The organism is Bartonella sp. B35(2025) (assembly GCF_053794465.1).
Window position 1 is genome coordinate 1,129,898 of sequence record NZ_CP200035.1, and the last position, 15,103, is coordinate 1,145,000.

Here is a 15,103-nt window from a genome sequence, read left to right on the forward strand (position 1 = left end):
AATAAACAGATCGACGTGTGTTGTAAAAAACGATTACATAGACTAAACAGAAATAAACTATTTAAATGCAAAAAGAGTATACTAACACTTAAAAGTAAATAAATATAATATGGCTTCATTACGGTAAATACTGTTAAGGGAGAATGCGTAACATATATATCAAATCAGAAAAGAACAAACACAATATTATCATAGACAATTATTTGCTAATTTATTCTCTGTTCTTTTTAGCTTTTTCCTCTTCATTGCATCATCTTATTTATAGTTCGTAAAAAAATACCTGATTGTTTTATGTAAGCAACCAAAGCTATAATAAAAAAGTATAAGAATAGGTCGAATACTCTTGAAATACCCTTGTTGACAGAAGGATAAATACCATCGTACAACGTTTTATGAAACAACATTATATTAACATAATAATATTACATTAAGACGTTGGTCAGATTTTTATGATCTAAAAAGGCTTTTATTTACCTCTTTATTACCTTTTTTCATAACAAACTCGATGTATCTTTATGACTCTAATTAAAAAATTTGCAACTGTCGCTTCCGGAACCTTAATGAGCCGTATTTTTGGCTTTGTGCGTGAAATACTAATGGCAGCTTCTCTCGGTACTGGACCTGTTTCTGATGCGTTTAACGCTGCTTTTCGTTTTCCTAATACATTCCGTCGATTTTTTGCTGAAGGTGCCTTTAATGCAGCTTTTGTTCCTCTTTTTTCGAAAAAGATTACTGAAGATGGTACAGAAACTGCACGAAAATTTGCAGAAGAGGTATTTGGTGTTCTCTTTTCACTGCTCTTACTCTTAACTATTGTCATGGAATTAAGTATGCCTTTTTTGGTGCGAACCATTATCGCTCCTGGATTTGCAGAAGATCCGATAAAATTTAACGCCACGATCCATTTTACTGCAATCATGTTTCCTTATCTAACATGTATGTCCTTAGCAACAATGATGGGGGGAATGCTTAATGCTCTACAACACTATTTTATCGCAGCTATTGCTCCACTTTTTTTGAATATTATTCTGATTGGTGTCCTCGCCTATGCTTGGATATATCAACTTAATGTTTGGCATATCGGATTAAATCTTTCTTGGGGTGTCATGGCAGCAGGGTTTATCCAACTCATTTTGATTGCAATCGCTTTGCATAAAAATGGAATGAAAATTTCTCTACGCTTTCCCCATTTCAGTCCCAATGTTCGTAAACTTCTAACTTTAGCATTCCCTGCTGCTATCACAGGAGGAATTACGCAAATCAATTTATTGATCAATACCAACATTGCCTCCAGCCAATCAGGAGCAGTATCCTCTTTAGTTTATGCTGATCGTCTTTATCAATTACCACTAGGGGTAGTAGCGATTGCAATTGCAACTGTTCTTTTACCAGAATTAACAAAAGCTTTGCGTAATAAAAAACACAAAGAAGCCCATGATTTACAGAACCGTGCTATTGAATTAACCTTGTTGTTAATTTTACCTGCATCAGTCGCATTTTTACTGCTATCCACCCCCATTATTAGTCTACTTTTTGAGCGTGGACAATTCACAAGCGAATCAACACATCATGTTGCTCAATTGCTGGGGCTTTATGGGTTAGGGCTTCCAGCTTTTGTCTTAATAAAGGTCTTTATTCCTAACTTTTTTGCCCGTGAAGATACAAAAACACCAATGATTTTCACAGGTATTTGTGTTTTGATAAATATCAGCCTAGCCTTAACATTATTCCCCATTTTATCAGCACGAGGTATTGTCATTGCCGAAATTACCTCTGGATGGGTTAACACACTGTTGCTTTGGTTTGTTCTTATCAAACGCGGCCACTGGAAATATGATGCACAACTGATAAGAAGAATTGTGTGCCTGATAATTGCTACACTTTTGAGTATTATGGTTCTTCATTATACGCTTAATGTGCTTGGTTTTCTATCTGCTCCATTATCCTCACAAGCATCATTTTTTTTGCGTGCTAGTACTTTAGCAGGAATAATGACCATCATCCTATTGGTATATTTTACAGCATATTTTTTACTTGATAGCTGCTCTTTTTTCCTTACCCTAAAAAATTTCAAGCAACGCTTATAATATTTTATCTTGCTTTCAGAAAGACACTTTGTCACAAAGCATAAAATGAATAATACCCCTGAGAGAGAACTATTCTATGAACACCTTCACACCGCTTGTATTTTCTGGCGTACAACCAAGTGGCAATTTGCATCTTGGCAATTACCTTGGAGCTATCAAGCATTGGGTTGAACTGCAAACATCCTATAATTGCCTGTATTGTGTTGTTGATATGCATGCACTCACAGTCAATCCAGATCCACTTACCTTAATTGAATCGACCAGAGCAGTCACAGCAGCTTTTTTAGCTGCCGGTATTGATCCTCAAAAACAAATTATTTTCAACCAGTCACGGGTTTTTCAACACGCTGAATTAGCGTGGATCTTGAATTGTATTGCCCGTGTCGGCTGGCTCCAACGTATGACACAGTTTAAAGATAAAGCAGGAAAGAATCGTGAACAAGCATCGTTTGGACTTTTTGCATATCCAAGCCTAATGGCTGCTGATATTTTACTTTATCGTTCTACACATGTTCCAGTAGGTGAAGACCAAAAACAGCATGTTGAACTAACACGCAATATTGCACAAAAATTCAACAATGATTACGCTCGCCGCATTGCGGACTTAAATTTTGGTATCTCTATGCAAATAGGTGAAGAAAAAAAACAAGGCTTTTTTCCAATGCCAGAAGTACTTATTGGAAAAACAGCCATGCGTGTTATGTCTTTGCGCGATGGCACAAAAAAAATGTCAAAATCAGATCCTTCAGATTTTTCACGTATTAATTTAACAGATGATGCTGATCTTATTTTAAAAAAAATCCGCAAAGCAAAAACCGATTCAACCCCTCTTCCTGACACACTTGCTGCGTTAGAAGAGCGACCAGAAATCAACAATTTACTTAGTATTTATGCTGCCCTTGCAGAAATAAGTAAAGAAAAAGCTCTTTCAGAGTTTTCCGGACAACAATTTTCATTTTTTAAAACAGCCTTAGCTGACCTTGCTATCTATAAACTTGCACCGATAACACAAGAATTACGTCGTCTTCGTAAAGAAAATGATTATATTGACTCTGTTTTACGCTATGGTGCAGAGCGTGCCAGCACATTGGCAGAAAAAAATATGAAAAAAATTCGTGAAATTGTTGGATTTTTATACAATACATGAAATAATAGTACTTAACCTAAAAGAATAGCAACTGCTCATAGAAATAGAGAAAACACATGATCTCTAGAAAAGAAAATATGAAAGCAGATCAAAAGGGGAAAGTTTTAGTCATTATTGACGAAACACCAGAATGTCTGCGTGCTGTTGCTTTTGCTGCACAGCATGCTAAAAATACCAATAAAACACTGATATTACTTTCTGTGGTTGATAATTCAGAATTTCAACATTTTTTAGGCGTAACCGATATTATGCGAACTGAATCAACACAGCAGGCTTATAAAGTATTGGAGCAAATTGCTAATAATGTACGCGCTATACAAACCTTCGAAATAGAAACAATAGTGCGTGAAGGCAAAAAAATTGATGAAGATAAGAAGATCGCTCTTATTGTTTTAGCTGCAAGTGGACACACAGAAGGGCCAGGACCACTTGTCAAATTGATTGCTAATCGAGGAACAGCTTTTTCAATCCCTGTCACTGTCATTCCAAGTAATCTTGCAGATGAATATATTGAATCGGGTGCCTAAATTATAATGTTTTCAACTCAGCTATTTTCCTGAGCTTTAATAACAAAAGGAGAGTGTATATGTTTATCCAAACTGAAGTCACACCAAATCCTGCAACACTTAAATTTTTACCAGGTCGTATGGTTCTTTCGGAAGGTGTATTAGAGTTTCGTGCTTACGAAGAAGCTGCTAAAAATTCACCTTTAGCTGCTAAATTATTTAATATTCCAAATGTTAGTAGTGTTTTTTTAGGATCCGATTTTATCACTGTGACTAAAAAAGATGGTGAGTGGCAACACCTCAAGCCTGCAATTTTGGGCACAATTATGGAACATTTTCTATCTGATGATCCCGTAATCACCACAAATGCGATGGTAAAAGAACAAACCCATGCGCTTAATGAAGAATTTTATGATGAAAAAGATGCTAATATTGTTGCAACAATTAAAGAGCTGCTTGAAACACGTATTCGCCCAGCTGTCGCCAATGATGGCGGAGATATTACCTTCCGCGGATTTGAAAATGGCATTGTTTACCTGAATATGCGGGGTGCTTGTGCTGGATGTCCTTCTTCAACAGCGACGCTAAAACATGGTATTGAAAATCTTTTACGACATTTCATTCCAGAAATCTTAGGTGTGGAATCCATGCCACAATAAACAAAAAAAATCTCACAAAATAATAATAAAGATAAGCACTACAGATACTAAGATATTAATCCCGTGTATTTTACTACTCAGAGTGCTGTTATTTGAAAAAATTTGTCTGATACACTATAGAGCTTTCGTTCATTATTAGGAGATATTTTCTCTTAAGAAAATTGAAAAAAATTTTTACCAAAGCAGATTTTAGCTGCATAAATTCGCTTTATTAAATGAGGAAGCACTTCATAAACAATAACCAACTAAACTTTTTTAACAAATTTTGACTTTAAGCTGATCTGACCAATCTTAGGGATCTTGCAGTCAATATTATGATTACCATCTACCAAGCGGATATTTTTTATCTTAGTACCGCTCTTTAAAATAGATGAAGCACCCTTTATTTTCAGATCTTTCACAACCATAACATTATCTCCATTCGTTAAAACATGGCCATTAACGTCATAAACAACATCGAAAGGAAAAGGATTCTCATTTTTTTGTGGCCATTCATGTGCACATTCAGAACACATGAAATTGCTACCTTCTTCATAAATATAAAGACAATCACATTAAGGACATTTTGGGTATTGGCTCATATATTCCCTTTTTTATTAAAAATAATAATTTATATGAACAGTCATAAAACAAGAAAAGCTTATTGTCTATTATTAAAGAAAAGCACTACCAAACATGGTATTTATACCAAAAGATTTGGATATTAAAAACTCTATTACAATGAACAAGAGTAAGATTTTTCAAAATACCTAAACACAATACTCTTAAAAAAAATATCCTTATAAAAGATATTTATCGAGTAAAAAAGAAAAAATAAATCAGTAAAAGCAAAATCTATTAACAAAATGATATATGTAAAAACCATATAAAATGGGAAAATTAACTAAAATCATATAAGAAAAACTATACGAAAAAACGGGACACTGACACGTTTTCTTTTATCTTTGCGTTTAGAGTGGCTTAGAAATTCATTCCACCACCAGGCATTGGAAGCATTAGAGTATCTTTCTTTGGCACTTCAGCAACCATTGTTTCTGTCGTAATGAGAAAAAAACTATATAAAAAAACGGGTCAGTGACCCGTTCTCTTTTATCTTTACATTTAGAGGGCTTAGAAATCCATTCCACCCATTCCACCCATTCCACCACCAGGCATTGGAGGCATTGGAGTGTCTTTCTTTGGCACTTCAGCAACCATTGCTTCTGTCGTAATGAGAAGGCTCGCAATTGAAGCAGCATTCTGGAGAGCAGAACGCACAACCTTCACTGGGTCAACGATTCCGAAAGTAATCAAATCACCAAATTGACCAGTTGCGGTATTGTAACCAAATGTGTCTGAATTATTTTCAAGCACTTTGCCAACAATAATTGCAGCTTCTTCACCTGCATTGGTTGCAATCTGACGTGCTGGTGCTTGAAGAGCACGACGAACAATATTAATCCCAGCCTCTTGATCAGCATTAATTCCTTTAACAGTTAGTGCATTTGCAGCACGTAACAATGCAGTTCCACCACCAGCTACGATACCTTCTTCTACAGCTGCGCGTGTTGCATTCAAAGCATCATCAACACGATCTTTCTTTTCTTTCACTTCAACTTCTGTCGCACCACCAACACGAATAACAGCGACACCACCAGCAAGTTTAGCAAGTCTTTCTTGCAATTTCTCACGATCATAATCAGAAGTTGTTTCTTCAATCTGAAGCTTAATCTGGTTTACACGTGCGTTAATTTCAGCTTTTTGTCCAGCTCCATCAATAATTGTTGTATTTTCTTTAGAAATATTCACTTTCTTTGCACGACCAAGCATATCTAAAGTGACATTTTCCAATTTAATACCAACATCTTCAGAAATAACCTGACCCGATGTCAAGATTGCAATATCCTCTAGCATTGCTTTACGACGATCACCAAATCCTGGAGCCTTTACAGCAGCAATTTTCAAACCACCGCGTAACTTGTTGACAACGAGTGTTGCCAAAGCTTCACCTTCTACATCTTCTGCAATAATGAGAAGCGGCTTTCCAGACTGAACAACTGCTTCAAGCACTGGAAGTAGAGATTGTAGATTAGACAACTTCTTTTCGTGAATAAGAATGTAAGGATCATCAAGATCAGCCACCATTTTATCAGCATTTGTGACGAAATAAGGTGAAAGATATCCACGGTCAAACTGCATTCCCTCAACAACTTCTAGTTCTGTTTCAGCAGTTTTTGCTTCTTCCACGGTAATGACACCTTCATTACCGACTTTTTCCATAGCATCAGCAATCATTTTACCGATTTCTTCAGCACCATTAGCGGAAATTGTTCCCACCTGTGCAATTTCTGCTGAAGTTTGAATTTTTTTTGCCTTTTTGAAAAGATTTTCTACCACTTCTTCAACAGCAGCATCGATCCCACGTTTGAGATCCATTGGATTCATACCTGCAGCAACAGCTTTTATACCTTCTTGAACGATAGCCTGCCCTAGAACAGTTGCTGTTGTTGTTCCATCACCAGCAATATCATTGGTCTTGGAAGCAACTTCACGCAACATCTGCGCACCCATGTTTTCAAACTTATCTTCTAGTTCGATTTCCTTTGCAACGGATACACCATCTTTTGTAATGCGGGGCGCACCAAATGATTTATCAATAACTACATTACGACCTTTAGGACCAAGCGTTACCTTAACAGCGTTAGCAAGGATATCAACACCGCGCAATAAACGCTCACGCGCTTCACGGCCAAATTTGACTTCTTTAGCAGCCATTTAATTTCTCCTTGAAATTGTCTTAAATAGTACAACATGAAAGAATTAAGAGGCTGAATTACCCCATAATTCCCATAATATCAGATTCTTTCATGATTAAGAGGTCTTCACCATTAATCTTCACTTCGGTTCCAGACCATTTTCCAAACAAGATACGATCTCCTGTTTTAACTTCTAAAGGCACACGCTTCCCATTGTCATCAAGAGCGCCATTACCAACAGCAATAACTTCACCTTCTTGAGGTTTTTCTTTAGCTGTATCAGGGATAATAATCCCACCAGCAGTTTTATTTTCAGATTCAACCCGACGAACAACGACACGATCGTGAAGTGGGCGGAATTGTATGTTAGCCATGTTTAAAATCCTTAAAACTTAATATAACTAAATTAATCTTAAGTTCTTATTAGCATCCATCTGATGTGAGTGCTAATATATTCAGAATATAAACATTGCTACTCCAAAATGTCAAGAATCCATCATAAAAAATTTATCCTAAAAAGGCTTCAACATCTTGCCTATTTTTTCTATTTCGCGTTATTTACTTTTTTATTAACCGGTGAACATAAAAGGATTTTATCATGGTGAAAACACGTCAGGAAACTGATAGCTTTGGAACAATTTCAGTGCATCAAGATCGCTATTGGGGAGCACAAACTGAACGTTCTCTACATAATTTTAATATTGGCACAGAAAAACAACCTCTCACCATCATTTATGCTTTAAGCCTCATTAAAAAAGCTGCAGCTCTTGTGAATATGGACAAAGGAAAGCTTCCCCAAAATATAGGAAAAGCGATCATTGCTGCTGCTGACGAAGTACTTGCCGGTACATTTGATACACATTTTCCACTTTCTGTCTGGCAAACAGGTTCTGGCACACAAAGCAATATGAATGTAAATGAAGTGATCGCTAACCATGCCAGCTTGCTTTTAGGAGGTAAACTCGGCAGCAAAGCACCTGTTCACCCCAATGATCACGTAAATATGAGCCAATCATCAAACGATTCCTTTCCCACAGCACTTCACATTGCAACCACACTACAAACACGCCAACACTTATTCCCAATCCTTGAAACCTTAATTGCTACTTTAGAAAAAAAAGAAGAAGAATTTGCCGACATCATCAAAATTGGACGTACCCATACCCAAGATGCAACACCTCTTACCTTAGGGCAAGAATTTTCAGGCTATCGGACCGCATTAGAAGCCAATCGCCAACGCATTGAAACAGCTCTTAACGACGTTCAGATGCTTGCCCAAGGAGGTACAGCCGTTGGAACAGGACTTAATGCACCACAAGGATTTGATGTTGCATTTGCTAAAACAATCAGCACCCTTACAGGAATAACTTTCAAAACCGCTCGTAATAAATTTGAAGCACTTGCACATCATGGCGCACTTGCACATTTCCATGGAAGCTTAAACGCATTAGCAGCGGATCTCTTTAAGATTGCTAATGATATTCGGTTTTTGGGATCAGGTCCACGTTCAGGTTTGGGTGAATTAAACCTCCCAGAAAATGAACCAGGATCTTCCATTATGCCAGGGAAAGTCAATCCTACGCAATGTGAAGCAATGACCATGGTTGCATGTCAAGTCTTTGGCAATCATACCAGTGTAACATTTGCTGCAAGCCAAGGACATTTCGAATTGAATGTTTATAAGCCTGTGATTGGCTATAATGTTTTGCAGTCGATTACCCTTCTTGGTGATTGTATGCGTTCTTTTGATATGCATTGCGTTCAAGGCTTACGTGCTAATCGTGTTCATATTCATTCCCTCATGGAACGCTCTCTCATGTTAGTGACAGCTCTTGCACCAGAAATTGGCTATGAAAAAGCTGCTGAAATTGCCAAAGCAGCACATAAAAATGATACAACTTTGCGTGCTGAAGCTATAAAAGCTGGTGTTTCGGGAGATGATTATGACAGACTAGTTGATCCCAAAAAGATGATCCACCCACAAGAGACAACTTGATACAGATCTCTATGTAATAATATCAGGCTGTTTGCGACCAAATTGTTGCTGTATATTTAATAATTGAAGAGCTGCTTTCTGCAAAGGGCGGAGAACTTTTTGTGGATTTTGTGCATGTTTGCATCGATCACCTTCATACTGCTCAAGATAAAGCCGTAAGGTAGCTCCTACTGTTCCTGTTCCAGATAAACGCACCACCAACCGCGCTCCATTTTCAAAAAAAATACGCATTCCTTGCCGTGTGCTAATACTCTGATCAACTGGATCATGATAAGTAAAATCATCTGCTTTTTTGACCATTAATCCAGAAATTTTCGTTCCTACCGACGGTAAATGTGTGCGTAAGTACTCCATAAGTGCATATGCTTTATGTTCCTCCACTTCCACATAATCATGACGTGAAGTATAAAAACGCCCATAAGTGTGCCAATGCTGTTGAACAATTTGTGCTACATTTTTTCCTGTCACAGCTAAAAGATTTAACCAAAATAATACAGCCCATAAACCATCCTTTTCACGGATATGATGAGAGCCTATCCCAAAGCTTTCTTCACCACAAAAAGTTACTTTTCCAGCATCCAAAAGTGCTCCAAAAAATTTCCAACCCGTTGGTGTTTCAAAAAAATCTAATCCTTCTTTTTCAGCAACTAAATCAGCTGCACGCCCTGTTGGCATAGAGCGTGCTATACCCACAACACCCTGTCGATAACCTTTAATCAAATGTGCATGAGCCGCCATAATAGCTAGAGAATCAGAAGGTGTAACAAATTGTTTACGACCGATAATAAGATTACGATCACCATCACCATCAGATGCGGCACCAAGATCAGGCGCCTGATCAGACATCAACAAATCATAAAGACTCTTAGCATGAACTAAATTTGGATCTGGATGCTTTCCCCCGAAATCTGGTAAATGAATCCCATTCACCACTGTTCCTTTAGGAAACCCTAAGCATTTTTCAAAAATTTCTCGTGCATAAAGCCCTGTAACTGCATGCATCGCATCAAATTGTAACGTTAAACCTTCCGCAACTGCCTTGGCAATACAATCAAAATCAAAAATCTCCTGCATCAAAGCAACATAATCTGCCACAGGATCAATAATTTCCACACGCATAGACTTTATAAAGGTTATGCCTTGCTTATCTAAATCAATGTCTGGAGCTTCGATGATTTTATAAGAGGAAAGACGCTGCGATGCAGCAAAAATAGCATCACATAAAGAATCAGGAGCAGGTCCACCATTAGAAATATTGTATTTAATACCACAATCCCCATCTACACCACCGGGATTATGACTTGCTGAAAGAATAATACCGCCATGTGCATGATATTTGCGAATAAGATGCGAAACAGCAGGCGTGGATAAAATGCCTTCTCTTCCTACTTTAATGCAAGCAACACCATTAGCAGCAGCCATTTTCAACACGAGTTGAATAAGTGTTCTATTGAAATAGCGCCCATCTCCTCCGAGAATCAATAATTTTCCTTCAACAGGCTCAATACTGTTAAAAAGGGATTGAATAAAATTTTCAGCATAATGAGGTTTTTGAAAAATCGATACCTTTTTGCGTAAACCAGATGTTCCCGGTTTTTGGTCATCAAAAGCCGTTGTCAAAACTGTGGTTATAGTCATGGAAGTGCTTTCATTGCATTTCGTTTAATTTTAAAGGAAAAATCCATTAAAATCGATGATTAATTCTGCTTGACGCCTGTATAAATATCTGCAAACTCGTTGTAGCTATTGTATTTTAAAAGTACTTTTAAAATATAAAGACTTTTTCTTAACACATAATTTTTTACAAAATGTAGGAGCCTAACCATGATAAGAAAAAAAGTTCCCAATGTCACCTTCCACACACGTATATACGATGAATCAATTGGTGGAAATAATCCATATCGGTGGCAAGATGTCACCAGTGACACTTATTTTAAAGGAAAACGGGTTATTCTTTTTTCTCTTCCTGGGGCTTTTACACCTACCTGCTCAACCTTTCAGCTCCCTGATTTTGAAAAACTCTATGATGAATTTAAAAAAGTTGGCATTGATGAAATTTACTGCCTTTCTGTCAATGATGCTTTCGTCATGAACAGTTGGGGAAAAACACAAAACATCCAAAATGTGAAATTAATCCCCGATGGTTCAGGTGAATTTACACGTAAAATGGGAATGTTAGTTGCTAAAGATAATATTGGTTTTGGGATGCGGTCATGGCGCTATGCTGCTGTGATTAATGATGGAGTTGTTGAACAATGGTTCGAAGAAGAAGGTTTTTCAGATAACTGCACCACAGACCCTTATGAAGTCTCCTCACCACAAAATATTTTAAAAACACTGCAAAGCTAATTTTAAACCAAAATTGCTTTATTAAAAGGCACAAATTTCTTTATTAAAGAAGAGTTTGTGCCGTTTTTATTTTCTACATTTTTACTGAAGAATGTTGGCTAACCACAATAGTACAGCGTTATAACTGTATTTGGAGTTAACAAGTTTAATATTTGAAAACTAAAATTTTTGTGAATTTTGATTTTTTAAGATCTCTTGTACCGCTTTGACCAATTGATTTTCATCAACTGTTATTTGTGCTGGTCGACTTTCTCGCCAAGTTTGATTATCTTTAATTTCGTGGGACAAACGTGCACCTTCAATTAAATCTTTGATCTGTATCTTCCCATCTTTGCGTTCTTGTGATCCTTGAATAATTACACAAGGGGTATGCCGCCGATCAGCATATTTCATTTGTGCTTTTATTCCTGAAGTTCCTAAATAGAGTTCAGAACGAATTCCCGCATTGCGTAACTGTGTCACCATTTTCTGATACCGTGCAACAGCCTCTGGCTCTTTATCCAACATAAGCACTACAACTGGCCCAGTAACCTCTTTAACAGGTAACTTTCCAAGATTTTGCAAAGCCGATATCAAGCGCGATACACCCATTGAAAAACCTGTTGCTGGAACACTTTCACGACGAAAACGTGCAACCAACCCATCATAGCGTCCACCACCACCAACAGATCCAAAAATCACTTTTTGTCCATCATCATTAAAAACATCAAAAAGCAATGCAGCCTCAAAAACAGGCCCTGTATAATATTCCAATCCACGCACAACCGACGGATCAATTTTAACACGGTTCTGATAGCCATTTTCGGTAAAAATCACTTGCATTTCTTCAAGTTCATCGACCCCTTCATTCCCCTTACAATGATTACCAACTACTTTTTTAAGAATATCAATCGTTTTATCTGCTGTTTCAGCCCCAGCAGTAATAAAAGCAAGAATATAGTCAATCTCTTTATCTTTAAGCCCTGCTCCTTTTGTAAAATCACCACTCTCATCTAAACGGCCTTGTCCTAAAAGTAAACGCACCCCTTCAGAACCAAATTTATCCAATTTATCAATTGCCCTAAGAACAGTTAAGCGCTTCTCTGCCTGCTCACTTCCTCCCAAGCTAATCTGCTCTAAAACAGCATCAAGAATTTTTCTGTTATTAAGGCGAATAACATAATCATGATGCTGAATTCCTAATTTTTCTAAACTATCCGCTGCCATCATGCAGATTTCCGCATCAGCTGCTACTGTTTGTGTTCCAACAATATCAGCATCAAACTGCATAAATTGCCGAAATCGCCCTGGACCAGGTTTTTCATTACGAAAAACAAAGCCAAGACGATAACTTCGATAAGGTTTTGGCAAAATTTCAAAATTCTCCGCAAAATAGCGAGCAAGAGGTGCAGTAAGATCATAGCGCAAAGACATCCATTTCTCATCGTCATCTTGTAAAGAAAAAACACCCGCATTTGGACGTTCTGAATCAGGTAAAAACTTACCCAACACATCCGTATATTCAAAAATCGGTGTTTCAAGTGCTTCAAAACCATACAGTTCGTACACTTCACGAATCTGAGCAATCATTGTTTCAATTGCATATAACTGTACACCTGTACGATCAACAAAACCACGTGGTAAACGAGCTTTGGTTTTTTCTTGTTTTAGCAGCATTTTTTTCTCTATTAATAGTATATATTCACGCTTTTTTGTGTCTATCTTATAGAAAAGCACTCTGCAATAATTTTGTAAATCAATCGTTATGTCACATTTTAAGTTTTAAGCTTTTTCTTAATAAAAAACCATATACTTCAACATCAGAAGAAGTTGTCATAAAACGACTTGTCTTAAAACCAAGCTATAAGCTCTACATTTTCACAATTATTAAGCATTTAAATGCTCTTAATATTTTTGCAAAATGTCCAGCAACAAAACTTCCTCCTGCAAGACTTATCAGCATAACAATAAGAAAGCCAATGCCAACGAACGGATAGAAAGATGCTTTCAACAACAAGATAAAGTGTCACAATTAACTTAGCTAATGGGCGATTTGCTAATAGATATTGTAGCTAATGGGGACTTTAGCTAACGATTTATAACATTACACTCTTTCTTTTCACATTCTATAAATTCAATATCTAAAATTTGACTGCTATAAACAAACTTTCAATGATAATAATCATCATCTATCGTAATATCTTCTTGAGAGTTTTTATCCGTTTTGGTGTATCTCTGTCCACTTTTGGAACATAATTGAACCTAAGGCATTGTATCTCCAGCATCATTCAAGGAGATAAACACATGGAAACCCGTATTCCAGGAGATACATCATTTGATACACATTTTCTAAAAGAAACCTCTTTAGAGGAACAGTATCCCCTTTTTCACATACCCATTTCATGGTCAGCAATCTTTGCTGGACTAGTCACAACCCTTGCCAGCTTGATCTGCTTATCATTTCTGATTGCGGCTTTAGGCTTAACCCAAATTGATTTTTACTCTTCATCCCCTTTTGAAGGCACCTTTCTATCCGTTGGTATTGGTTCACTCATTGCTATGCTGATAAGTCTTGCAGGAGGAAGTTTTGTTGCTGGACATTTTGCAGAAACAGCAGGAGCATTTCACGGCTTTTTAACTTGGGCTCTGTTAACACTGCTCATGACAATCCAAACAATCCTTTTTGTTTCAGGTTCTGTTAACCTAGGTACTAAGGCTATTTCAGCAAATATTACAGCAACTCAACAAGACATAACCAACCTAGAAACAGATACTATTCCCCTTCTCTCAAAATTAAACAGTGAAAGCTTTGAAAAGCTTTTACATACAAAAAACGAAGAGATCGATTTTGAAAAATTACGCAATGATTTGCACACTGCCCTCAATAGAAGTGAAGTTCCATCTCTCAATCCTGACCGCTTAAAGCAATCCTATAAGGAAGCTCTTAAAGAGATTGATTCAACAATAACAGCTTTCAAGAATGATCCTTCTCACTATCGCACATACCTTAAAAATCTGAGCAACCGTCTTTCTAATCATGCACAAACCATTACAGCAAATATCAATCAGAATGACATCATCAACGACCTCATGAACAATGGTATAACACATGCCGATGCACAAGCCATGGCAAACAACGCATTGCATATTTATCAAACAGCAGAAGCAAAAACCGAAAAGGCCATAAAAGCCCTCAAACAACAAGCAAATATACTCTCTAAAAAGCTAGATATGCCAATCAAGGATACTCGTTATATTGCAGATAAAGCTGTAAAAACAGCCTCTAGTATTGGATGGTGGGGCTTTTTAGGCGGCTTAATTGGTGCCATTATTTCTAGTATTTTTGGTTACTATGGCTACAAAAGCCGCAAAGATTCTTTCATGCTTTAAAAACTCATACCTTCATAAAGTATTGAACATATCAAAAAGCTGCAAAACCAGTGCAGCTTTTTATTTGCAAACTTTCTAAGGTCTTTCCTTCAAACCAAAAATAACATGTATCAAACAATCTATTCTCCAATAAAAAAACCTAAAAACAATTATTTATGAAGTTGAGATAATTGAAAATACCTTCTCAGGAAAAATCTTTAAATTTTCCTAATAAATTTTTCATGACATTTGGCTGCACTCTCCCTCTTTCATAAG

At 36.9% G+C, this 15,103-nt stretch carries 12 protein-coding genes; 7 read left to right on the forward strand and 5 right to left on the reverse strand.

The genetic code is table 11. The features are described 5' to 3' along the window. Window positions 1-515 precede the first annotated feature (515 nt). From murJ to V4P56_RS04680, 4 genes are all read left to right on the forward strand, one after another. Complete coding sequence (gene murJ / locus V4P56_RS04665; protein ID WP_455481761.1) at window positions 516-2,087, forward strand: murein biosynthesis integral membrane protein MurJ; 1,572 nt, start codon at window positions 516-518, stop codon at window positions 2,085-2,087. Between the two features lie 76 nt (window positions 2,088-2,163). Beyond that, window positions 2,164-3,234 carry a tryptophan--tRNA ligase gene (gene trpS / locus V4P56_RS04670; protein ID WP_455481762.1) on the forward strand — a complete coding sequence of 357 codons (1,071 nt, stop codon included), beginning with the start codon at window positions 2,164-2,166 and terminating at the stop codon, window positions 3,232-3,234. A 56-nt stretch (window positions 3,235-3,290) separates the two neighbouring features. After that, a complete protein-coding gene (locus tag V4P56_RS04675; protein WP_455481763.1) occupies window positions 3,291-3,761 on the forward strand; it encodes a universal stress protein in 471 nt (156 codons plus the stop codon). A 59-nt stretch (window positions 3,762-3,820) separates the two neighbouring features. Then, a complete protein-coding gene (locus tag V4P56_RS04680; RefSeq protein WP_455481764.1) occupies window positions 3,821-4,399 on the forward strand; it encodes a NifU family protein in 579 nt (192 codons plus the stop codon). Window positions 4,400-4,644: 245 nt separating this feature from the next. On the opposite strand, the gene V4P56_RS04685 is transcribed toward V4P56_RS04680, so the two are convergent. From V4P56_RS04685 to groES, 3 genes are all read right to left on the reverse strand, one after another. Beyond that, window positions 4,645-4,938 (reverse strand): zinc ribbon domain-containing protein YjdM, encoded by a 294-nt coding sequence (locus V4P56_RS04685; RefSeq protein WP_455482665.1) that lies wholly within the window; start codon window positions 4,936-4,938, stop codon window positions 4,645-4,647. Window positions 4,939-5,509: 571 nt separating this feature from the next. Beyond that, window positions 5,510-7,153, reverse strand: a complete 1,644-nt coding sequence (groL, locus tag V4P56_RS04690) for a chaperonin GroEL (protein ID WP_455481765.1) — start codon at window positions 7,151-7,153, stop codon at window positions 5,510-5,512. Between the two features lie 58 nt (window positions 7,154-7,211). Then, complete coding sequence (groES, locus tag V4P56_RS04695) at window positions 7,212-7,508, reverse strand: co-chaperone GroES (RefSeq protein ID WP_005774667.1); 297 nt, start codon at window positions 7,506-7,508, stop codon at window positions 7,212-7,214. A 224-nt stretch (window positions 7,509-7,732) separates the two neighbouring features. On the opposite strand from groES, the gene fumC reads away from it, so the two are divergent. After that, window positions 7,733-9,130 carry a class II fumarate hydratase gene (fumC, locus tag V4P56_RS04700; protein WP_455481766.1) on the forward strand — a complete coding sequence of 466 codons (1,398 nt, stop codon included), beginning with the start codon at window positions 7,733-7,735 and terminating at the stop codon, window positions 9,128-9,130. A 9-nt stretch (window positions 9,131-9,139) separates the two neighbouring features. Here fumC and V4P56_RS04705 read toward each other — a convergent pair whose 3' ends face one another. Next, entirely contained in the window at window positions 9,140-10,768 is a 1,629-nt protein-coding gene (locus V4P56_RS04705; protein WP_455481767.1) for an alpha-D-glucose phosphate-specific phosphoglucomutase, read from the reverse strand. A 186-nt stretch (window positions 10,769-10,954) separates the two neighbouring features. Here V4P56_RS04705 and V4P56_RS04710 point away from each other — a divergent pair, with 186 nt between their 5' ends. After that, a complete protein-coding gene (locus V4P56_RS04710) occupies window positions 10,955-11,479 on the forward strand; it encodes a redoxin family protein (protein WP_455481768.1) in 525 nt (174 codons plus the stop codon). Window positions 11,480-11,638: 159 nt separating this feature from the next. On the opposite strand, the gene hisS is transcribed toward V4P56_RS04710, so the two are convergent. Next, window positions 11,639-13,135: a histidine--tRNA ligase gene (gene hisS / locus V4P56_RS04715; protein ID WP_455481769.1), complete on the reverse strand. Its 1,497-nt coding sequence runs from the start codon at window positions 13,133-13,135 to the stop codon at window positions 11,639-11,641. Between the two features lie 627 nt (window positions 13,136-13,762). On the opposite strand from hisS, the gene V4P56_RS04720 reads away from it, so the two are divergent. Beyond that, entirely contained in the window at window positions 13,763-14,848 is a 1,086-nt protein-coding gene (locus tag V4P56_RS04720) for a YrzE family protein (protein ID WP_455481710.1), read from the forward strand. Window positions 14,849-15,103 lie beyond the last annotated feature (255 nt).